21 protein-coding genes are annotated in these 21,744 nt (G+C 55.8%); all 21 read left to right on the top strand.

Annotation, left to right across the window (positions count from 1 at the left end; all coding sequences use genetic code 11):
* Positions 1-73 precede the first annotated feature (73 nt).
* The 21 genes from YWK_RS0112130 (at position 74) to YWK_RS0112030 (ending at position 21,644) form a co-directional block, all read left to right on the top strand.
* On the top strand, positions 74-493 hold the full coding sequence (locus YWK_RS0112130; protein ID WP_156909138.1) for a tetratricopeptide repeat protein: 420 nt from the start codon (positions 74-76) through the stop codon (positions 491-493).
* A 28-nt stretch (positions 494-521) separates the two neighbouring features.
* Positions 522-1,331, top strand: a complete 810-nt coding sequence (dapB, locus tag YWK_RS0112125; RefSeq protein ID WP_026965007.1) for a 4-hydroxy-tetrahydrodipicolinate reductase — start codon at positions 522-524, stop codon at positions 1,329-1,331.
* A 17-nt stretch (positions 1,332-1,348) separates the two neighbouring features.
* Complete coding sequence (gene mgsA, locus YWK_RS0112120) at positions 1,349-1,759, top strand: methylglyoxal synthase (protein WP_026965006.1); 411 nt, start codon at positions 1,349-1,351, stop codon at positions 1,757-1,759.
* Positions 1,740-2,462: a bacillithiol biosynthesis deacetylase BshB1 gene (gene bshB1 / locus YWK_RS0112115; RefSeq protein WP_035466845.1), complete on the top strand. Its 723-nt coding sequence runs from the start codon at positions 1,740-1,742 to the stop codon at positions 2,460-2,462. Before mgsA ends, bshB1 begins: the two co-directional genes overlap by 20 nt.
* A gap of 28 nt (positions 2,463-2,490) precedes the next feature.
* Complete coding sequence (bshA, locus tag YWK_RS0112110; RefSeq protein ID WP_026965004.1) at positions 2,491-3,621, top strand: N-acetyl-alpha-D-glucosaminyl L-malate synthase BshA; 1,131 nt, start codon at positions 2,491-2,493, stop codon at positions 3,619-3,621.
* Positions 3,621-4,898 (top strand): CCA tRNA nucleotidyltransferase, encoded by a 1,278-nt coding sequence (locus YWK_RS19740; RefSeq protein WP_051375541.1) that lies wholly within the window; start codon positions 3,621-3,623, stop codon positions 4,896-4,898. The genes bshA and YWK_RS19740 overlap by 1 nt, the downstream gene beginning before the upstream one ends.
* Positions 4,879-5,895, top strand: a complete 1,017-nt coding sequence (locus YWK_RS0112100; protein ID WP_084453679.1) for a biotin--[acetyl-CoA-carboxylase] ligase — start codon at positions 4,879-4,881, stop codon at positions 5,893-5,895. The genes YWK_RS19740 and YWK_RS0112100 overlap by 20 nt, the downstream gene beginning before the upstream one ends.
* Before the next feature lie 83 nt (positions 5,896-5,978).
* Complete coding sequence (locus tag YWK_RS0112095) at positions 5,979-7,496, top strand: tetratricopeptide repeat protein (RefSeq protein WP_026965002.1); 1,518 nt, start codon at positions 5,979-5,981, stop codon at positions 7,494-7,496.
* 84 nt (positions 7,497-7,580) lie between these two features.
* A complete protein-coding gene (locus YWK_RS19735; RefSeq protein ID WP_051375540.1) occupies positions 7,581-10,376 on the top strand; it encodes an ATP-dependent DNA helicase in 2,796 nt (931 codons plus the stop codon).
* Between the two features lie 116 nt (positions 10,377-10,492).
* On the top strand, positions 10,493-11,299 hold the full coding sequence (ku, locus tag YWK_RS0112085) for a non-homologous end joining protein Ku (protein ID WP_026965001.1): 807 nt from the start codon (positions 10,493-10,495) through the stop codon (positions 11,297-11,299).
* A 50-nt stretch (positions 11,300-11,349) separates the two neighbouring features.
* Positions 11,350-12,255, top strand: coding sequence for a non-homologous end-joining DNA ligase (gene ligD / locus YWK_RS0112080; RefSeq protein WP_051375539.1), 906 nt, complete (start codon positions 11,350-11,352; stop codon positions 12,253-12,255).
* Between the two features lie 90 nt (positions 12,256-12,345).
* Complete coding sequence (gene mtnP, locus YWK_RS0112075; protein WP_026964999.1) at positions 12,346-13,149, top strand: S-methyl-5'-thioadenosine phosphorylase; 804 nt, start codon at positions 12,346-12,348, stop codon at positions 13,147-13,149.
* A gap of 14 nt (positions 13,150-13,163) precedes the next feature.
* On the top strand, positions 13,164-14,216 hold the full coding sequence (gene mtnA / locus YWK_RS0112070) for an S-methyl-5-thioribose-1-phosphate isomerase (protein WP_342664248.1): 1,053 nt from the start codon (positions 13,164-13,166) through the stop codon (positions 14,214-14,216).
* Positions 14,213-15,508, top strand: a complete 1,296-nt coding sequence (locus YWK_RS0112065) for an amidohydrolase (protein ID WP_026964997.1) — start codon at positions 14,213-14,215, stop codon at positions 15,506-15,508. Before mtnA ends, YWK_RS0112065 begins: the two co-directional genes overlap by 4 nt.
* Before the next feature lie 286 nt (positions 15,509-15,794).
* Positions 15,795-16,568 carry a 5'/3'-nucleotidase SurE gene (gene surE / locus YWK_RS0112060; RefSeq protein ID WP_026964996.1) on the top strand — a complete coding sequence of 258 codons (774 nt, stop codon included), beginning with the start codon at positions 15,795-15,797 and terminating at the stop codon, positions 16,566-16,568.
* Between the two features lie 6 nt (positions 16,569-16,574).
* A complete protein-coding gene (locus YWK_RS21510; protein WP_084453678.1) occupies positions 16,575-16,751 on the top strand; it encodes a YpmA family protein in 177 nt (58 codons plus the stop codon).
* 4 nt (positions 16,752-16,755) lie between these two features.
* On the top strand, positions 16,756-17,250 hold the full coding sequence (locus YWK_RS0112050) for a hypothetical protein (protein WP_156909137.1): 495 nt from the start codon (positions 16,756-16,758) through the stop codon (positions 17,248-17,250).
* 99 nt (positions 17,251-17,349) lie between these two features.
* A complete protein-coding gene (locus YWK_RS0112045) occupies positions 17,350-17,880 on the top strand; it encodes a hypothetical protein (RefSeq protein WP_026964994.1) in 531 nt (176 codons plus the stop codon).
* Complete coding sequence (locus YWK_RS19730) at positions 17,877-19,403, top strand: ATP-dependent metallopeptidase FtsH/Yme1/Tma family protein (RefSeq protein WP_051375538.1); 1,527 nt, start codon at positions 17,877-17,879, stop codon at positions 19,401-19,403. The genes YWK_RS0112045 and YWK_RS19730 overlap by 4 nt, the downstream gene beginning before the upstream one ends.
* A gap of 127 nt (positions 19,404-19,530) precedes the next feature.
* Positions 19,531-20,826, top strand: a complete 1,296-nt coding sequence (asnS, locus tag YWK_RS0112035; protein ID WP_035466842.1) for an asparagine--tRNA ligase — start codon at positions 19,531-19,533, stop codon at positions 20,824-20,826.
* Positions 20,827-20,888: 62 nt separating this feature from the next.
* On the top strand, positions 20,889-21,644 hold the full coding sequence (locus YWK_RS0112030; RefSeq protein ID WP_026964992.1) for a DnaD domain-containing protein: 756 nt from the start codon (positions 20,889-20,891) through the stop codon (positions 21,642-21,644).
* Positions 21,645-21,744: the final 100 nt, after the last annotated feature.

Here is a 21,744-nt window from a genome sequence, read left to right as displayed (position 1 = left end):
GCGTCGTCCTAGGCCTTGGTACAATCCACCGCACCTTGGTTTCCATAAGCTGGACCAGAGGTGATTTGCGGTGGTGGAAGACCGGTGGTTGAACACTGCATATTCGTACTTGTTCATTCGCGATTTTGACAAAGCTATGGACGCCTTCAGAAACGCCATTTGCAGCAATCCGCAAAACCCGGCGTACTATTTCCACGCATCCATCACGGCGGTGCGTAGCGGAAATCTGACGGAGGCCATAATCTGGGCGGAATCCGCCAAGACGCTAGAGCCAGATAACGACCTGTACAAGCAACATTGGCATGTGATTCGAGCCAAGTTGCTCGTCAAGGATGGACTCGAGATGTTGCAGCGCGGTCGCCTCGCGGAGGCGCAACATCTATTTGCGTCCGCGTTGAGCCATGACCCCCTGAATCAGGAGGCGGAGTACTTCGTATCGCACTGTGATCCATCGAGTGCCATCCTCGATGCGACAGAGCAGGCACCACCCTGAACGGAAATCAATCGACGGAGAGATGAAGATGAATCATTCCCAAAAGCAAATCTCAGTGGCTGTTGCTGGAGCGAACGGTAAGATGGGGAGAGAGGCCGTTGCGGCCCTTTCTTCCAGCCCACAGTTCAAGCTCAGTGCGGTGCTGGTGAGATCCCGTGGACAAGCGTCAGAGACTCCATATCCCGTATACGACGATGCATCGCAGCTGCTGATGGAGCAGCGCCCCGACGTTTGGTTGGACTTTACCGACGCCGACAGCGTTGTAGACAACATCGACCGTTGCATCGCATTTGGTGTGCGCCCGGTTGTCGGCGCCACAGGCTATACGCTGGAGGACGTGGAACGGTGGAACAAGCAATGCCTGGCCAACGAGATTGGCGGGATTGCCGCGCCAAACTTCGCAATTGGCGCCCTGCTCATGATGCGCTTCGCTGCGGAGGCCGCACGGTTCTACGAAAAGGCTGAAATTGTGGAGTATCACCACGACGGAAAGAAGGACGCTCCGTCCGGGACGGCCAAACGGACAGCGGAGCAGATGGCGAAACAGCGTCAAGATGCGGCATCGGAGCCGTCTTGGCAACCATCCCAGGGACAGGCCCCAGAACAGCCGTCTACACCGGCCCGAGGGCTCCTCTACGGCGAAGTGCCTATCCACAGTGTCCGCCTACCGGGGCTCGTAGCGCACCAGGAAGTCATCTTCGGCGGAACGGGAGAAGTGTTGACCATCCGACACGATTCTTTGTCGCGCGCGAGCTTCATGCCCGGCGTGGTGCTGGCATGTAGTAAGGTCATGGAAATCCAGGGCATGGTGTACGGACTGGAGCACTTACTCTGGTGAGCTGGAGGGATTGCACGATGAATGTCGCCCTGATTGCGCACGACAACAAAAAGGAAGACATTGTAAACTTTGCCATTGCTTATAAGCATATCTTCGAGAAAGCCACATTGTACGCCACCGGAACCACGGGACTGCGCATTGCAGAAGCTACGGGCCTGACGCTGCGCCGTGTACAGTCCGGTCCACTCGGCGGCGACCAACAAATTGGCGCTAAAATCGCGGAGAACGAGATGGATCTCGTCATCTTCCTTCGCGATCCGCTCACCGCACAACCTCACGAGCCGGACATTACGGCACTATTGCGACTGTGTGACGTCCACAACATTCCCGTCGCCACGAACCTCGCGACCGCGGAAGCGTTGCTCCGCGCCCTGGAGCGCGGTGACTTGAACTGGAGGAATGCAGTGCATGGCCATACCTCCGACTGACGTCAACAATGCGCTGTACATACTTGCGTTTGGGGCTCACGCGGATGACACCGACATCGGCTGTTCCGGTACGCTGGCCTGGTACGCACAGCAAGGATACCGGGTGGGCGTGTGTGATCTCACACACGCTGAACTGTCCACGAATGGCACCGTCTATACGCGATTGGAAGAGGCGAAGCGAGCGGCGGAAGTGGTTGGCCTCGCCGTGCGGTTGACGTTGTCTTTTCCGGATCGGGGCCTGTCTGTACGACCAGAGACGGTGTCTGCCGTCGCTGACATCATTCGGCAGTATCGGCCTACGTACGTGTTTGCACCGGACTGGGAGGATAGACACCCGGACCACAGAGCTTGCGCGGCGATTGTGGAAGAAGGGGTGTTCAACGCGGGCCTCAAACGGTTCGGCACGCCATCTGGAGAACCGCCTCACAAGGTGCGCCACCTGTTCTATTACGCCATAAACGGCATGGAGCGACCGGATATCGCCGTCGACATCTCAACTGTGGCTGACAAAAAGAAGTCAGCATTAGAACAGTATGGATCTCAGTTTCATTCTGGTTCAGGGAGCATCCCGACTCCACTCAACCAGGGGTTTGTGGATGCCATCATCGGACGCGATGCATTAACGGGACACCAGGTTGGGTGTCGATTTGCGGAAGGATTCCGGATGAAGCGGCCGCTGCTCATCAATCCCGAACCCAAGTGAATCGTGCAATGGAGAGGGAGGTGGCGCGATGCGCATTGGCATTAGTTGTTATCCGACCATCGGAGGTTCCGGCGCGGTCGCGACGGAGTTAGGAAAGGCGCTTGCGAGACGCGGACACCAGGTTCACTTCATTGTGACCGACGTTCCGTTTCGACTGGGCGAGTTTCACCAAAACATTTACATACACGAACTGGATACGGTCTCGTACCCAGTCCTGCGGACACCACCGTATGACTTGTCGCTGGCTGCGCATATGGCTGACATCGTCAAGCGGTACGACCTGGACATTCTGCACGTTCACTATGCGTTTCCGTTTGCGGTCTGCGCATTTCTCGCGAAGGCGATTGTCAAGAATCACTCATTCAAGGTGGTTACTACGCTGCACGGAACGGATGTTACCGTCCTTTCGCAGGATAAGAGTTTATACGAGGTTATCAAACTCGGGATTGAACAGAGCGACGTCGTGACTGCCGTCAGCCAAAGTCTAGTCACGCAGACCCAAGCGTTGTTCGGCATCGAGCGACACATTCACTGCGTGTACAACTTTGTGGACACGGATGTATTTCATCCCGACCCCAACTCTGAGCTGCGGCGTTGCTTTGCCGACCGCGATGAGAAAGTGCTACTGCATATCTCCAACTTTCGCCGCGTAAAACGCATCTCCGATGTGATTCACGTGTTTGCACAGGTGCGGCAGAGTATGCCCGCAAAACTTCTGCTCGTGGGAGAAGGGCCGGAGTTAAACCACGCCCGCGACCTGGTACAGTCACTGCAGTTGGACGCGAGCGTCCTGTTTCTCGGCAAGCAAGATCAAGTGGCGCCCATCTGTGCAGCGGCTGACCTGTTTTTGCTTCCTTCGGAGAAAGAGAGTTTTGGCCTGGTCGCCTTGGAAGCGATGGCGTGTGGCGTTCCCGTGGTTGGAACGACTGCAGGGGGCATTCCCGAAGTGGTTGTCCACGGTGAGACTGGATTCCTCGCCAGTGTCGGGGATGTGGACACCATGGCCGGCTACGCCAAAACACTGCTGACTGACGATGCGCTCTACGCTCGTTTCTCCGATGCATCCGTCCAACGAGCGCAGCAGGTCTTCCACATCGACCACCGAGTACAGGAATACGAAGACATCTACAAGGCTGTGCTGAAGGGAAGTTGCTGCTGATGGAAATGGATTGGCCAGCGCCCGTTGTCAGCGTACTCAATACGCTGGAGGCAGGCGGATATGAAGCGTACCTGGTCGGAGGCTGCGTACGCGACCGCTTGCTCGGAAGGCCAGTCACGGACTTTGACGTCGCGACCAATGCGACGCCAGACCAAGTCGTATCCCTGTTTCCGCGGACAGTACCGACAGGACTGAAGCACGGAACCGTCACGGTGCTGTCCGAGGGACTGCCGGTGGAGGTCACCACCTATCGCAAAGACATCGGGTACTCTGACGGGCGCAGACCAGACAAAGTCGCTTTCTGTCACTCGCTGGAAGAGGACCTGAGCCGACGGGATTTTACGGTCAATGCGATGGCCATGGATGTTCGCGGTCACATCGTCGATTGCTTTGGTGGACGGTCAGACCTCGCTCGCAGAGTCATTCGCGCGGTCGGTGTGCCGTCGCATCGGTTTCAGGAAGACGGGCTTCGCATTTTGCGCGCCTTTCGGTTCGCCGCACAGTTGGGCTTTCAACTGGATGATGACACTTGGCGGGGTATGGAACAGAACGCGGAGAAACTGCGCGCCGTGTCTCCCGAGCGAATCGGTGTGGAAGTGGCCAAAATTGCTGCTGCGGACTGGAGTGCTGTCATCGATTCTATGGCAAAGAGCGAGATCTGGGCGTATGTCGACCCTCATCTTCGGCCGCTGCAGCAAGGATTTAAGCGTCTGTCCACAGCCGCAAAGTCGCTGCAGTCATGGATGAAGCCGCACGCGGTGGAGGACAGAATTGCAGAAGCCTTGGCCATCTGGTGCCATGCGGCTGGATTGACACCGACCTCCTGCAGGGCGATGGGGCGTGCGCTGCGCTGGTCAAACCAGTACTGTCAGGAAGCTGGCGACTTTCTCGAGTTGCTGCAGGCCAATCCTCTGAAATGGAGCACTTGGGAGTGGCGCCGCCATTTGTTTGAATTTGGAGAAGGCCGCGTAGAGCGTGCTTGCGCGGCGCTCGACATCTGGGAAAACGTCGGCGATGATCACCGACCACGATGGACCTTGTTTCGCGAATACGCTCAAACCCAGCCCATCTGGAGGGTTCAGGACCTGCAGATTTCTGGTCAGGACATCGTGGCTTTGGGAGCGCGCGGCCCCTTGGTAGGGCAGGTCAAGCAACAGTTGACCGAAGACGTGTTAATGAAGCGCGTGTTGAACGACCGATCTCACCTATTGAAACGTGCAACAGCGCTGATCCATTCGCTCGCAGGAGGGACAACCTTTGACTTCACTGATGGATAGCATCGGCATGACGGAGACAAACGACCTCCGACAGAAAATTGTCGCGGCATTTTTGACGGAACCGGACAAGAACATCTCGGGAACAGAACTCAGCCGAAAAACGGGAGTGTCTCGCACCGCGGTGTGGAAACACATTAAGGCTTTGGAAGGTCTGGGGTTCCGGTTTGAGTCGACGCCGCGAATTGGCCACCGCATCGTTCACGTTCCCGACCTACTTCTGCCGGGCATCATCCAGCCCCACGTGCCACCTGGCCAGAACATCGGCCAACGGGTCATCTGGTACCGCGAGGTGGACTCGACCAATCTGCAGGCCGTGAAATGGGTACAGGAAGGGGTTCCTCACGGAACAGTCGTCACTGCCATGATTCAGACGGGCGGAAAGGGCCGCAGGGGCCGGGTGTGGTTCTCTCCTGAGACGGGGCTGTGGTTCTCCGTCGTGTTTCGTGCGCCAATACCTGTTCGCCAGGCTGCAGACCTCACGCTCTTAACCAGCGTGGCTGTACGGCGAGCCGTCATTCGTCACACGGCACTGCCTATCAAGATCAAGTGGCCAAATGACCTCCTCATTCACGACAAGAAGGTATGCGGCATTCTGGCTGAAATACGCGCCGACGGCGAAAACCTGGATTACGCAATCGTCGGTGTCGGCATGAACAGCAATATCCCGCGGGACGACTTCCCGCCAGAGTTATCGGACCTAGCAACGTCGCTTCTCGCCGAGAGCGGACAGCCAGTTTCGCATGTGGCGCTCGCGACCGACATCTTCGCCGAGATGGACGCCCTGTTTACTGCATTGATTCACGATGGTCGCGGTTTCGAAAGCGTGGTGGAGGAATGGCGCAGTGCCAGCGCCACCTTGGGACGGCGTGTCCGCGTCCTTAGTCCACAGGGGACCATTGAAGGGGTAGCCACTGACATTGACGCGACCGGCGTGCTGTACGTGCGGAAGGACAGTGGAACCACGGTGCCCATCCACAGCGGAGACGTTCTGTTTTGACACAGAAGAGAGACAGACATGCAAGTTGCCCCGTATAACACCCCCCGTCGCAGCCCATTCTAGTGTGAGAGGGGGGTTATTTTGTGTTTGAACAGGGGTTTGCAACGCTGTTTCGCGCCGTAGAGCGAATTCGTGGTCAGCTGGAGACAGCCGATTCCGACCTTCGGCAGCACCTCACGGAAGAGTTGGTGTGCATTCAAAAACTCGGTGAACGTTACATCGACTATTGGATGACGCTCGATGAGCACATTGCCGAACTATTGGAAACCTACGCAGACATCCCTTCGGAAGAGCGAGGGAATCTGAACGCCGGTGATTCGACATCGTTACATACCCCAGCCCTCACCACGTCAATAAACCATGTAAAATCCCGTACTTGCGAGGATTTGGCTCTTCTCAATGACGATGACGACGCCGATTGGATGGACGCCGCATTCGACCTGTCGGATCCGCTCACGTGCGCCTTTCGCAAAGGGTTGGCTTACTACGATCTGTTCATGTTTGAGGACGCTGCCAAATCGTTGGAACAAGTGGTCGAGGCGACCGGCAGCGCCATCGGACGCCTATATCTCGCGGGCAGTTACGCCGCGAACCAGCATGTGGATGAAGCGCTCGAACAACTCTTGCAACTGCGCAAAGAAACACGTGAACCGCTGTATCTGGCTGCGGCCGATGAACTGGAGGCATTACTGCAGCTTCAGCGGAACAACCCCGAGCGCGCCATTGAATGCCTACAGCGTGTCGCGCGCCGGATCCCGAGATACGCGGATGTCTGGTTTAACTTGGGTGTGAGCTACCTCTTTACGCACAACCACCACGCTGCCATTGTGGCCCTCCGAAACGCTGTACAACTGGATCCCCAGGACATTGAAATCTGGCGGGTCATGGGCTACGCAGAACTACAGGGTGGCAGTCTGGCCGATGCTGAAGCAGCGTGCCGGAATGGACTGAACGTGCAGCCGCTCAACCTCGAGTTGCTCTACTTGCTCGCACTCATACAACGTGCCAGTCGAGATTACGACGCATGTATCCGGACTTGTCGCAAGATGGTGCAAGTGGATGCCGGAAACGCGCGTGCGTGGTCGCTCCTCGCATGGGTGTACGCGCGCACGGACCGGCTGGAACAAGCGACCGCAACCTTGAAAATGCGCCTCTCCATCCAGCCGGATGACGCCGAAGCGCTGCTGCAACTCGGAATTGTCCAGGTGCTGACTGGAGACGCGAACGCCGCGGAACGAGTGCTCCTCAAGTGCTTTCCGTCCTCTTCGCACAAATCACTGTTGTGGATGGCACTGGGGCGGGTCAGTGCGATGATGGGACGACACCATCAAGCGCATACTCGTTATTTGCGGGCCATGAAGGAACCGCGAAAACCGATTCGGCGCCTGGCGATGTACTCGTATGCCCAGCTGCTGATGGAGCAAGGTCAATACCAAGACGCGGAGACCTACCTAAAAGGTGCGGCGCTCATCGGACAACCCAACGCCGCTATTTATGAAGCGCTCGCTGAGTGCGCACGCGAACAAGGACGTTCGCACGAAGCGGAAAAACTAAATTTGCAAGCTTCTGCATGCCATGAACCCGCATCCGACATCGAATGAGATCCAATCCAATTTGGCGCGCCTGCCCTGTCCAGCCCCGATTTGTTACAATGAACGTATTCTTATGACCGGGGGACGCGCGGATTGGACATTGTTCTTTTTCACCTCACAGAAATTGAAAACACCACCCAGGAAGGCATCAAAACGGCTGCGGAAACGTTCGAAATCGGTGCCTTGCGATGGACGGATGGAGCGCTCGCAGAGCCGTATGTGCGGCGTTGTGCCAGACTCCCATCTGCACCGACAAATGTACCGATGGAAGAAGCGCTACCAGGCCTTTTAAAATACATAGAGGGGCGTACGCTGGTCAGTTTCTACCCAGAGACCCAACTTCGCCTGCTTCGCCAACTGTGCGACGAATGGGGATACGTTCTGCCTATTTCTAGTGAACCACTTGACCTCAGGGCAATTTGCCGTGTGCTCTATCCGACGCACGTTGAAGACACGTTGACTGCGTTTTTGCAACTGGCCAACGTCGATATTCCGGATTCAACAGCACAGCAGTTGGTGTCGGCGCAAGGTGAATTACTCACTCGTTGTTATCGCAAGGCCAAGGAACTTCCCTACGTCACATTGCAGCATCTTGCGCGACTTGGGGCCATGTACGCTACCCAACTGGGACAGTGGTTTCAGAGGGTGGCCGACGTACGGTTCCACACATTCACAGCCTTGCCGGATCATTGCGACCAAATTCATCAGTTGGCGTTTACTCGAGTACAGTCAAATCCTTCTCAAGACAGCGTTGAATCTGCCGACGAAACACCGGACAGCGACTTGGTTGCCCATTCTCGCAGCCTCCTGATGGCAGACAGCCCGTTGGCGAAAATGATGCACGGCTTCGAGGTTCGAAAAGGACAAATGGAGATGGTAGAAGCGGTCGCGGAGGCGTTGGAAGGGGATACTCACTTGCTTGCGGAAGCCGGAACGGGTACCGGAAAATCGCTGGCTTACCTGATTCCTGCTGCGTTGTACGCGATTCATAACGACACCCGCGTGGTCGTCTCCACACATACGATATCCCTGCAAGACCAAATCGCGAAGCGCGACTTTCCGCTGCTGCGTCAGGTGATTCAACATCCGTTGTCGCTTTCTGTATTTAAGGGGAGAACGCACTACGTATGCATGCGAAAGCTCCTCCAGGAAGTGAGATCCGTTGGATTTGCTTCCAGCCAAGACGAAATCGAAGCTTATATGAAACTACTGGTTTGGTTGACAGAAACGGAAGAGGGCAACCGAGAAGAATTGCGACTGCAAGGCAAGTTAACGGACGTCTGGCCCCGCGTGCAGAGTGAAACGGAGACGTGTATTAACAAGCGGTGCCCGTTTTTCAAGCCGTGTTACTATTTCCGGGCTCGCGGCCGGGCATACGAAGCGGACGTGATTGTGACCAATCACTCACTCATCTTGTCTGACGTGAAGGCGAATCACCGGGTGCTCCCGCGTTACGACAAGTTGATCCTGGATGAAGCACACCATCTCGAAGAAGAGGCCACCAAACACCTGGGCGACGAAGTGCACCAGCTTCAGTGTTCCGCGTTGATAGGACGTCTGTCTCGCGACAACGGAAAGCACGGCGTGATCCCGGAGTTGCTGACGCGCCTACAAGGGTCTGACGCAGTCTCGGTCAAGGCGGTTCCTGCACTCGAACACGTGGTGGATACGCTTCGCGAACTGCGGGGCGTTGTCGAAACGACCTTCGCGACATTTTGTGAATGGCTCCCGCCAGGCGAGAACGTGTTCCGGATCACACGGGCAGTCGAAAACACGCCCACGTGGAACAAGTACCTCGAGCTCGTGGATGAATTACAGGAACTCCTAAAGGAAATAGAATCCCAAGCGGCTACGATTTCCGACACCGCGGAACAGGAACCGGACGAAGATTTGGCGGGACGACTGTTTGACGCGGCCGGATTCCTGCAGGAGTTGCAGAACCACGTGGGACTTCTCTGCAGTGCGGCTGTGCTGTCGGACGACTGGGTGGTCTGGATTGAGGCAAGTGGCCAAGGTGATAAGAAGTTTGTCAGTTTGCATCAGGCACCCATCGATGTCGCAAAAATACTGAGGACCAGTCTGTTCGACGAAAAGAGCAGCGTCGTGTTGACGTCGGCGACGTTGTCTGCAGGCGGATCGTTCGATTACGTGATGGCTCGCTTGGGGCTGAAAGACGCTGCAAGGGACGGTCGACTTGCCAGCGTTGTCGTCTCATCTCCCTTCCGCTACGACCGACAAGCCTTGTTGTGTGTGCCAACCGACGTGCCGGAGCTCGCGAAAATGAGTCCGGGGGAAGCGGCGGTGTGGTTGAGTGATTCACTGTTCCAGTACGCGAAGATCAGCAGGGGTCGGCTGTTGGCCTTGTTTACCAGTCACGCGATGTTGCGGGCCACCGCAGAGCAGCTTCGACAACCGCTGAAGGCGCAAGGGTACGACCTGTTTGCCCAAGGCGTAGACGGCAGCCGCAGTTACCTTCTCGAAGCGTTCCGCAAACACCCGGAGTCCGTGTTGCTGGGTGCACAGTCGTTTTGGGAAGGGATTGACTTGCCGGGAGATCAATTGACGACGCTGGTGATTGTTCGTCTTCCGTTTGCGCCGCCCACTCACCCCGTAACGATGGCCCGACACGAACGCCTGCAGGCGGAAGGGCGAAGTCCGTTTACGTTCGACAGTCTGCCGGAGGCTATCGTTCGGTTTCGTCAGGGATTTGGACGACTCATTCGGACCGTGCACGACCGCGGCGTTGTGGTGGTGATGGACAAGCGAATTGTCACCGCCAAATACGGCTCCAGTTTCTTGAAGAGTGTTCCAGGCGTACGCCGTTGCATTGGTCCGGAGGCACAAGTCTTACAACAGATGCGCCGCTTTCTGGCCGCAGATCACACGTAAAGTGTCTGGCGCTGTCCACGGCTTGTGCAACAACTTCCTCGGATGAGGATCTTCGCCTCCGAAAACACTAGGAACACGGTGTTGTGAAGTGCGGTCCGAAAAGAGGAGGCAAGGCGATGCACACGATGTGGAAAGGCGCCATCAGTTTCGGTCTAGTTAACGTACCGGTGCGGATGTTTGCAGCGACTGAGTCGAAAGACGTGAAGTTCCGTTATTTACACAAGGCGTGCAAAACGCCGATTCAATATACGAGGACGTGTCCGCACTGCGATAAAGCGGTGGAGTGGGACGAGATTGTACGCGGGTTCGAGTACGCACCGGACCAGTTCGTGGTCCTGGATAAAGAAGAAATGGAGTCTGTGCAGAAAAAGCGGTCGCAAACCATTGACATCGTCGACTTTGTGGAGCTTTCGGAGATTGATCCGGTCTACTACGATAAAACGTACTACCTGGCGCCCGAGACGTCCGGACTCAAGGCGTATCGGCTGCTTGAACAGGCGATGGAAGAGACCCAGAAAATTGCCATTGCGCGCATGGTCATTCGAAGTTCTGAGACGCTGGCGTGCGTTCGCGTAGCAAACGGCGTGATTCTGGTGGAGACGCTGTTTTGGCCCGACGAGGTACGTCCCACCAACGAACTCCCGAACATCCAGTCGGAGGGGAACGTCACCGAGCAGGAATTGAAGATGGCCGTGACGTTGATTGGGCAACTGGCCACGTCCTTTCAACCGGAAAAGTACGTCGATGAACATCGAAACGAAGTGTTGGCCATGATTGAACGAAAAGTACAGAACCAGGAAGTCGCTACGGCGCCAGCAGCAACGGCTAAACAGGACAACATCGTGGACTTGATGAAGGCGCTGCAGGAGAGTCTGAAGGCGACCAAACCTGCCAAACGGGCGACGCGAAAAAAGTCGTCGTGATGAGTATCGCGGCGGCTTCTTGTCGTTAGCGGGCGAAGGGGAGTAGAATCGTGGAAATCGCGGCGGAGTATCCAGTCAAAGTGACGAATCCGGACAAGCTGCTGTGGCCAGACGCTGGCATTACGAAGGTTGGCTATATGCAGTACCTGGCTGAGGTGGCGCCGTACATGTTGCCACACCTCAAAGGGCGGCCCTTGACCATGATTCGCTTTCCGGACGGCGTGAATGGCCACTCGTTTTATCAAAAGGACGCGCCTCAGGGGACACCGGAGTGGGTGAAGACGGTCGCGCGCTGGTCCAGTGACCGAAACGACGATATACACTCGGTCTTGGTGGATTCCATTGCAACCCTGTTGTGGCTCGCCAATATTGGGTGTCTGGAAATGCACATTGGCTTCACCACGATAGACCATCCTGACCAGCCCACCCATATCGCGTTCGACTTGGACCCCTCTGTGCCCGGATTTGAACCCGTGCGCGAGGTCGCCATGTGTCTACACGAGTTGCTGGATGGATTGGGATTGCCGCACGTAGCGAAAACCTCAGGCGCCACGGGGTTACAGGTGTTTCTTCCGCTTGCGCAGGGCTATTCATTTGCCGACACCCGCCTGTTCACTAAGGCGGTTGCCGACTACCTCGCGAGCACGCTGTCTCGCATCGTAACCCTGGAGCGTTTGAAAAAGAATCGTGGGAATAAAGTCTACGTGGACTATCCGCAACACGGCAGTACGCGCACCCTGATTGCGCCATACAGCGCTCGGGCCACCAAACGAGCCACGGTATCCACGCCATTGCGCTGGTCGGAGCTGGCGGCCGGCGCTGTCCCTACGGATTTTACGATTCACAGCGTGCCGAACCGGTTGCAACGAGTCGGTGACCTCATGGACATTGGGCCGGGAATCGCCCTCGAGGACATTGTTTCGTTTTTACGCCGTCAACCGCAAGGCAGCGTCTAAGCGCGCTGCTTTTTTCTGGTCAACCCGATGGAACCCTCGCCCAACTTCACGTATAATCGGGTGTCGTAGGACAGGCGAGGAGGAAACAGCGTGCAAGCAGAATTTGCCATTATCGGTGGCACAGGCGTATACCATCCAGACTTGCTGGACGGGGCGGAAGTTCGGATTCTCGAAACGCCCTATGGACAGGCCAAAGCCACCGTGGGTACATACAAAGGGCGCGGCGTGGCGTTTATGCCGCGGCACGGCGCGGCCCACAGCATTCCGCCGCATCGTGTGAACTACCGAGCCAATTTGTGGGCTTTGAAAGCGTTGGGCGTTCACCAGGTATTGGCCACCGCTGCTGTGGGATCACTGCAGCTGCAGTACGCCCCTGGGAGTTTGGTGGTGGTTGACGATTTTCTTGATTTTACCAAGCAGAGAACGCAGACCTTCTTTGAAGAAAACCACGTGGTCCACGTGGACATGTCGGATCCCTATTGCCATCGATTGCGCCGGCATCTTGTGGCAAGCGCGCGGCAGTTGGAAATCCCAGTTCACGACGGGGGGACGTACGTTTGCACTGAAGGACCTCGCTTTGAAACACGCGCTGAGATCCGCCTGTATCAGTCCTTGGGCGGTGCGGTCGTGGGGATGACCACGGTGCCAGAAGTGGTGCTGGCGAAGGAATTGGAACTCTGTTACGCGACGGTGGCCATGGTCACCAATTACGGCACAGGCATCAGCGCAAACCCACTGACTGTGGACGAAGTGGTACAGGAGATGAAGCGCAACGCGGATAACATTCGGAGATTGTTCTTCCACACGATTGACTCGTTGTCGGTAGACCGGGATTGTAACTGTGGGGCGGCCGTTTCTGGACAAGCGCCACTGACGGGCGACCAACCCAAGTGACGTGAGGAGGAGTTCTGCTGAAAGCACTACGATGGAACACGAACACACTGGAAGTACTGGACCAGACCGCCCTGCCGCATGAAGAACTGTGGATTTCATGCGACAACGCGGAAGATGTGGCAAAGACGATTGTCGAGATGAAAGTTCGTGGAGCGCCGGCCATTGGCGCTGCAGCCGCCTTCGGCGCAGCGCTCGAAGCACAGCGTTTGCGCGACCTGTCCCTGGACACATTCCGCCGAGAAATGACGAAGTCACTGGAGCGGTTAGGAGCAACGCGCCCGACTGCGGTGAACTTGTTCTGGGCCATTGAACGGATGACAAAGACGCTGAAGCGGCCGGCGGAAAACGCGGGTCAATTGGCAGATTGGATACGGTCAGAAGCGGAACAGATTGCTCTGGAAGACGTGGCCACGAATCGCGCCATTGGCCGCCATGGGGCAGATTTGTTCGATAAACCTGTTGAAATCTTGACGCACTGTAACACCGGCTCATTGGCCACCGTCGACTTTGGCACGGCACTCGGCGTCATCCGCACGTTGGCTGAAGATGGCAAGCTGACCCACGTGTGGGTCGATGAGACCAGACCTTACCTACAAGGTGCCCGTTTGACCGCGTACGAACTGTGTCAGGACGGGATTCCGCATACCTTGATCACCGACAACATGGCTGCGCATTTTATGAAGCAAGGCCGAGTCGACGCTGTCATCGTGGGTGCCGATAGGATTGCGCGAAATGGGGATACGGCCAACAAAATCGGTACGTACGGCCTAGCTGTGCTGTGTGCGTACCATGAGATACCGTTTTACGTGGCGGCTCCGTTGAGTACGTTCGACTTGTCCATTGCGTCCGGGGAATTCATTCCCATTGAAGAACGAAGCGCTGAGGAAGTCACGTCCATCCGCGGACATCGGATATCACCGCAGCAAACCAGCGCAGCACACCCCGCGTTTGACGTAACACCGCACTCGCTCATCACGGGCATCATCACCGAGCGCGGTGTCATTCATGCACCGACGGAGGAACGGATTTTGACGTGGATGGGTGACGGGAAGGAGAGCACCGAATGAGCCAAGTATTGCTTGAAGTAGGTTCGCTGATTCAATCTGCAGAAAAAATTGTGCCAGGGCCGGCATATGTACTCATAAAGGACGGCATCATCGTGGAGGTCGGCGAAGGTCGGTACGGTGGAGTCAGAGAGGGGTTGACCGTCTACAGGCGTCCCGCGGCGGTCGCCATGCCAGGATTCGTCAACGCACATGGACACGCCGCCATGACATTACTCCGCGGAATCGGTGACGATCTCCCCCTGATGACTTGGCTTGAGGAAAAAATGTTTCCGACGGAGGCCAAACTGACGCAGGAAGCGATTTACTGGGGCACCTTGCTCGCTTGTTGGGAGATGATCCAATCCGGAACCACGTGTTTCACGGATATGTACTTCATGATGCACAGTGCAGCACAGGCTGTAGAAGAGTCGGGCATGCGCGGCGTGCTGTCGTGGGGCATGGTGGGAATGGACCAAACCTCGCGGCAAAATGGCGTAAACAACACGAAGTCTTTCGTCAGGCAATGGCACAAACAGGCGTCTGGACGCATCACCACCACCCTCGGTCCACACGCACCGTACACGTGTCCTGCCGACTACCTGACCTTGGTTGCCGACTTGTCTGCCGAACTGGACGTCCCGATTCAGATTCACCTTTCCGAAACCCGGGTGGAAGTAGACAACAGTTTCCGAGAGCACGGTAAGTCACCCATTGCCCACTCGGAAGCGTGCGGACTGTTTACAAGACCTGTTTTGGCCGCTCACTGCGTTCATGTATCCGACGAGGATATCGCCATCCTCAAGGCACATGATGTCCGGGTGGCGCACAATCCGCAGAGCAATTTGAAGTTGGGTTCCGGTGTGGCACCGATTGTGGCCATGAAACAGGCTGGGCTCACGGTCGGCCTCGGTACAGACGGTGCAGCGAGCAACAACAACCTGGATATGTTTGAAGAACTTCGACTTGCGGCAACGCTGCACAAAGGGATCCATCTGGATGCCACCGTCATTCCTGCTGCAGAAGCGTTTGCCATGGCCACCGCCGAAAGTGCACGTGCGGTATTTCTTCCCGAAGGCCATGGGACGTTGACGGTCGGTGCGCGTGCCGATATCACGTTGTTGGATCTGCGTAGCCCACATTTTCAACCGACGCATGATCTGCTGTCCAACGTCGTATATGCAAGCGGGGCCGACGACGTCACAGACGTGTTTGTCGACGGCCAACCCCTCTTGCTTAACCGAGAACCAGTGACATTGGACACGGAGCGGATTCGCTTCGAGGTGCGAAAGATTGAAGAATTTCTCAAGCGGTAACAGATTACGCGCGTAACAAGGTATTCCGAAGTTGGGTGACCACGTCCGGGTGCTTGAGGTCGAAGGCGCACTCCCATGCGGATAGCCACAGGTCCATTTCGGCGCCCGTCCGTCGTGGCGGTGAAACAGGTGCATGATCTGCTGTAGAAGGTGACACAAGGGAACTCGATTTGGTGCGGACATTTCGCCCTGGCATATGACGTGCACCTCCTCGCGTAATACTCGTAGTATCCGCGTGGCGTCTGCTCGTATGTGGGCGGTTTGATGGCAGGAGAGGAGACAATCGATGCGAATACTGATCAGCAACGACGATGGCATACATGCTCCAGGGATACGCGCCTTGGCGGAAGCGGTCAAGGATGCAGGGGAACTCGTTGTCGTCGCTCCTGATAGGCAGCGCAGTGCTTCCAGTCACGGTATATCTTTGTACCAACGACTGTACGTGAACGAAGTGGATTTCGGCATGCAGGGTGTGCAGGCATACTCCGTTTCTGGAACCCCGGTGGACTGCGTCAAGTGGGCGATTGCGTCGTTATCCGACAAGCGGCCATTCGACCTGATGTTATCTGGTATCAACGAAGGGCCGAATTTGGCAACGGACGTGCTGTACTCCGGCACGCTGGCTGCGGCCGGCGAAGCGGCTCTGCACCAGGTCCGGGCCATTGCATTCTCCCTCACGGGCACTCCGTTTTTATACGAAGATGCGGCTCAAGTATCTCGACGCATTATTGATGTTCTGAACGACATCCCGTTCCCAGCAGACACATTTGTCAGCATCAATTTCCCGAACCGGGACATCGTAAAGGCACCGTGGCGCGTCACGCAACTTGGAGCGCGCAGCTACCGTGACCTCTTCACGCAAAAAACTGACGAACAAGGAAATCCGTATTTTCGTTACACCGGTGAAGCGTTGGTGGACGCGGGCGGATCAGACACCGACGTGTACGTCGTGGAGCACGGGGGAATTAGCCTGACGCCGCTGAAGTATCATTTTACAAACGATGAAATGATTGCTACGCTGAAAACAAAGTTTGAGGACAATGAGAAAACTCGCAGGTGACATCGAATGGACGACAAGTTGAAGTTATCAGTCATTGGCACGCAGGTTTGCACAGCAACGGATGACCTGTATCAGTTGGTCGATTTTCTCAATCGCAACCTGAAGGATAAGGGCGTCATTTTTGGACTGTCCAAGCATCAAGAAGAGGAAGGGAAGATGCTGTTGACCCTGTACCGGGCATAGCACTATGGCTAGGTGGAGAGTTTGGTTTTGGAGTATTTTTGCTGTCGTTGTCATGGCCATGATTGCCTTGGTGTGTGCGGTGTGGAGCAATCTTTCCAGCGAATGGGATATCGAGGCGGACGCGGCGCAGTTTGCGCTCAACAAGTCCCCGCTGACTCACATTGACCATCACGATGTGTTTACCGGTGCAGATGTTCAAGAGGTCTTTGAAGGCACGGACTCGTTTGGACGTGCGTGGTACGCGTTCGTGTATGGATCTCCATTCGTCGTACATGCAGTACCGGCAGACAGCGTGATGAGCAAAGATCAGATCACGCAGCGAGCCATTTCGGCACACATCCATCCCACTCAGATTCACTTGGGCTATCTCGATGCCAACCAGCAGACGCGATTGCATACGAATGCGGAGGTCGTGTATGAAGTCAGTGGTACAGACGAGACTGGCGCGCTCGTGTTCCGCTATTTCGACGCTCGGTCTGGCAAGCCATTATCGGCGTGAACACGCCCCCGAAGGAAATATGTGTTGTCTACATAACTCGGAGCACATGTTATACTAGTGCCTGACATCGAGATAGACCAATAGAGGAGGCGGTGACCGTTGACTCGCATTCGCCTCGTTCCAGTGATATTGATTGCGCTCATCAGTTTCGTCGTGCTATCCGGCGGCTGGTGGGCGTATCGACAATACAACGTGGTGAACCCGCTCAAAGACAGTCTGGGGCATATCTCCGGCGTCCAAAGCGTTCAAGTGGACACCGGTAACCCCAATGTCATCACCATCACGTTGGGGCGAGTTTCCGACTTACAGTCGACGTACCAAACCATCTCAAAGGCTGTACGCAGCGTACTTGGAGATCCGCAGTCCGTGACGGTCAACATTCAGGACAATCGGAACCAAGATCTCAACGATGTATACGAAGCGCTTGTTCCAGTACTACAGCAAGGTATTGCTCATGGCAGCTTCACAGATATGATCTCCGCGACGCAACAAAAAGCAAAGCAGATGCACGCAGACGCCAGAATTACCATGGACGAGCACAACATATACATTCAGTTGGAGGAAGGAAGCCACTACTTGTACCAAGTTATGCCTTACACGCTTCTTCGACAAGGAGGTGGAGCTTCTTGATTAAGGAGTGGATTGTCGGCGTCGGCGTGGCGGTGTTCGTTTTCCTCGCCGTTTTGGGGCTCAATGTGCTGCCTATCTTTTTCCTCGTCGGAGTTTCAATAGCGTTGTGGTATGTGATGGACCGTCGCTCGGCGGCTCCTGTAGCAACCCGGGAGGCACCCGTTCGACATCAGGTTTCGTTCGACCAGATTGGCGGTCAGGAACATGCAAAGCGCGAATTGATGGAAGCGCTCGACTTTCTTAAGTACCGAGACAAGATTAAGGCGCTTGGCATTCGTCCGCTCAAGGGAATTTTGCTCACCGGACCGCCGGGAACCGGTAAAACACTGATGGCGAAGGCTGCAGCGACGTACACGGATTCGGTATTCCTGTCGGCATCTGGCAGTGAATTCGTGGAAATGTACGTCGGCGTCGGCGCCCAGCGCGTACGCGACCTGTTTCGCCGCGCACGGGCCCAGGCGAAGAAAGAGAACAAGGACAGCGCCATCATCTTCATTGATGAGATTGACGTTCTGGGGGCTCGTCGAGGCCAACACAGCCATCAAGAGTACGACCAGACGCTCAACCAGCTGCTGACCGAGATGGATGGCATGTCCACCACCCAATCGCCGCTGGTTCTCGTGATGGCCGCAACCAACCGTCCGGACATGCTGGACTCTGCACTGCTGCGTCCGGGCCGATTTGACCGTCAAATCAAGGTCGACTTGCCGGACAAAGAGGGACGTCTGCACATCCTTAAGATTCAGACGAAGGGAAAACCGTTGGCGGCTGACGTGGACCTCGAACACATCGCCAAGGAGACGTACGGTTTCTCCGGTGCGCAGCTGGAATCCCTCGTGAACGAAGCTGCCATCATCGCCTTGCGGAACGACAAGCAGGAGATCTCGCAGGAGATGTTCAGAGATGCCGTGGACAAAGTACTGATGGGTGAGAAAACGGGGCGGAAACCCACGGACGAGGAACTTCACCGCGTGGCCATTCACGAGATTGGACACGCGATTGTGAGCGAATTGATGCGTCCCGGCACAGTCTCGCACATTACCATCGCACCGCGCGGGAACGCGCTTGGATTTGTCCGCCAAATTCCGGAGAGCGACCGCTACCTGTACACCCGCGAGCAGCTGCAGCAGCAGATCAACGTGGCTTTGGCTGGCTGCCTGGCCGAAGAACTTCACTTTGGCAATCGCAGCACAGGCGCGCAGAACGACTTTATGCAAGCTTCGTCTTTGGCGCGCACCATGGTGAAGTGCGGGCTGTCGAGGATTGGTATTGTGGACGAAGAGAACCTACCCGACACGGTACTCGACACGGAAGTTCGCTATATCCTCAGCGAACAGGAAAAAGCCACCCGCGAACTTTTGCAGCCGTTCAAGGATGCGATTGCGGAGTTCGCCAAATCTGTGGTGGAAGAAGAGAGTATCAGTGGGGACGCATTCCGCGAGTGGTTGGAGCGCACACAGCGGCAGCCGAATCCTGAACTTCCTGCCGTTGTCAACGATGCTTCCGCACTTCCGTTTGCGTAAACCGTCTTTCGGAGACAAACGCCGGTTCATAGGGGAATCGGCGTTTTGTCGTCTTCACCCTCAATTGTTCATTGGTACCTGGTTTTGCTATAATCCGATGTATTGACGTTGTCTGGAGGGAAAGACTGTGTACCCAGTTACGACCATCCACCACGTTGGCGACTATGTTGGACAAACAGTGACACTTCGTGGCTGGCTGTACAACAAGCGCTCGAGTGGGAAGATTCAATTTCTGCAATTGCGCGACGGCACCGGTGTCATTCAGTGTGTCGCGGTCAAGAACGAAGTGGGCGAAGAAATTTTTGAAAAGTGTTCCAAACTGACACAAGAAAGTTCTCTTATTGTGCACGGTGTCGTTCGTCAAGATGAACGCGCTGCCGGCGGTTATGAAATTACAGTGCTCGACGTGGAACCCGTCGGCGAATCAGTGGATTATCCAATTACGCTGAAAGAACACGGCGTGGACTTTCTCTTGGATCATCGCCATTTGTGGATTCGTACGCCGCGACAACGCGCCATTCTGAAAGTACGTGCGGAAATTATGCGTGCAATGGCTGACTTCCTGGACAGCCGCGAATTCACACGCGTAGATCCACCGATTTTGACACCGTCATCCGCTGAAGGTACGACGGAACTGTTCCACATCAAGTACTTCGATGAAGATGCCTACCTGACCCAAAGCGGGCAGATGTACATGGAAGCGGCAGCGATGGCACTCGGTAAGGTGTATTCCATGGGTCCCACTTTCCGCGCGGAAAAATCCAAGACGCGCCGACACTTGATTGAGTTCTGGATGATTGAGCCGGAAATGGCGTTCTACACACACGAAGACAATGTGAAGCTGCAGGAAGAGTTCATCAGTTACGTGGTGCAGCACGTGTTGTCACACTGTGAGTCTGAGTTGAAGACCATCGGACGCGATATTTCCAAGCTCGAAAGCGTGAAACCTCCGTTCCCGCGACTGACGTATGACGATGCCATTGCCTGGTTGCAGAAACAAGGCCACGATATCCAGTGGGGCGACGATTTTGGCGCACCACACGAAACAGAACTTGCCGAGCAATTCGACCGGCCGGTGTTCATCGAGAAGTATCCGACGAACATCAAGGCGTTCTATATGCAACCAGATCCAAATCGGCCTGAAGTGGTCCTGTGCGCGGATCTACTCGCACCTGAAGGATACGGTGAAATCATCGGCGGCAGCGAGCGCATTCACGACTACGATCTATTGAAGCAGCGCTTTGAGGAACACAACCTGCCCGAGGAGTCGTATGGCTGGTACCTCGAACTCCGTAAATACGGCAGCGTGCCTCATTCAGGATTCGGTATTGGACTGGAACGGACGGTTGCGTGGATTTGTGGACTGGAACACGTGCGGGAAGCGAATCCTTTCCCACGCATGTTGTATCGGCTCTATCCATAATCCCATACGCCCCAGTCAATCCGTGATATACTGTGGATGACGTTTGGGAGGGGGCGAGATCTGTGAAACCTTCTGAACGGGAACTGGCAAACGCGGATTTTTTGAGTGGGTCGTTTGTCACCATCCCGTATCTCTGGTTGTCACGGTACTGCGAGCTAGGGTTAAGTCCTTCGGAGTGCATCGTGTTGTTACAAATCTTTGCCGCCATCCAGGTAGAAAAACGGGACTTTCTGACGCCCCAGGAGCTTGGTGAACGGTGCGCCATGACGTCCGCTGAAGCCGCTTCACATATTGAGCGGCTGGTTCACAAGGGGTTTCTTACCATTGGTGAACGCATGGACGACCAAGGGACGCACAGCAATTACTTTGATTTAAAGCCCCTCTGGACGCGTTTACGTGGGCGAGACCCACATCATACGCCCGTCCGGGAGTGGCGCAAGGATACAGTGACCCTCTTTGAAGAGGAATTTGGACGCCCGCTGTCGGGCATTGAATGTGAACAGATTCGTCAATGGATGGAACGGGACGGCCATCCAGAGTGGTTGATTGTGGAGGCACTGCGCGAAGCGGTGTTGGCGAACAAATACAGCTTTAAGTATATCGACCGAGTTTTGTACGACTGGTACCGCAATCGCGTTCGAACCAAGGCAGAACTCGAAGCGTACCGCCAGAGTTACCGGGAGCGGAACAAGGCTCGCGACCAGGCGGCGGCGACGTCTACAACCAACAAGTCTCACACCAGTGCGCCGAAATCTGCGAGCAAGCCGGTGCGTGATGAGCGCTATTCCGCGTTTTATCAACTGTTCCCCGACAGTTAACAACGCTATCACGGTGCACGGTGTGCAATGGCACGAGAGTGATGTAACCCGGTGTTGCACATCGCCAATGCAGTGAAACCGCGAGACGGCCAGTGACATC

The sequence above is a fragment of the Alicyclobacillus pomorum DSM 14955 genome (genome assembly GCF_000472905.1).
Lineage (GTDB): Bacteria > Bacillota > Bacilli > Alicyclobacillales > Alicyclobacillaceae > Alicyclobacillus_A > Alicyclobacillus_A pomorum.
Note: the sequence above shows the minus strand (reverse complement) of the source record. Positions and strands in the feature narration are given on the sequence as shown.

What these genes read in the sequence shown, in the direction of transcription:
- dapB (WP_026965007.1), top strand. Translation starts at nt 522, where the DNA reads ATGAATCATTCCCAAAAGCAAATCTCAGTGGCTGTTGCTGGAGCGAAC.
- mgsA (WP_026965006.1), top strand. Translation starts at nt 1,349, where the DNA reads ATGAATGTCGCCCTGATTGCGCACGACAACAAAAAGGAAGACATTGTA.
- bshB1 (WP_035466845.1), top strand. Translation starts at nt 1,740, where the DNA reads ATGGCCATACCTCCGACTGACGTCAACAATGCGCTGTACATACTTGCG.
- bshA (WP_026965004.1), top strand. Translation starts at nt 2,491, where the DNA reads ATGCGCATTGGCATTAGTTGTTATCCGACCATCGGAGGTTCCGGCGCG.
- YWK_RS19740 (WP_051375541.1), top strand. Translation starts at nt 3,621, where the DNA reads ATGGAAATGGATTGGCCAGCGCCCGTTGTCAGCGTACTCAATACGCTG.
- ku (WP_026965001.1), top strand. Translation starts at nt 10,493, where the DNA reads ATGCACACGATGTGGAAAGGCGCCATCAGTTTCGGTCTAGTTAACGTA.
- YWK_RS0112065 (WP_026964997.1), top strand. Translation starts at nt 14,213, where the DNA reads ATGAGCCAAGTATTGCTTGAAGTAGGTTCGCTGATTCAATCTGCAGAA.
- surE (WP_026964996.1), top strand. Translation starts at nt 15,795, where the DNA reads ATGCGAATACTGATCAGCAACGACGATGGCATACATGCTCCAGGGATA.
- YWK_RS21510 (WP_084453678.1), top strand. Translation starts at nt 16,575, where the DNA reads ATGGACGACAAGTTGAAGTTATCAGTCATTGGCACGCAGGTTTGCACA.
- YWK_RS0112050 (WP_156909137.1), top strand. Translation starts at nt 16,756, where the DNA reads ATGGCTAGGTGGAGAGTTTGGTTTTGGAGTATTTTTGCTGTCGTTGTC.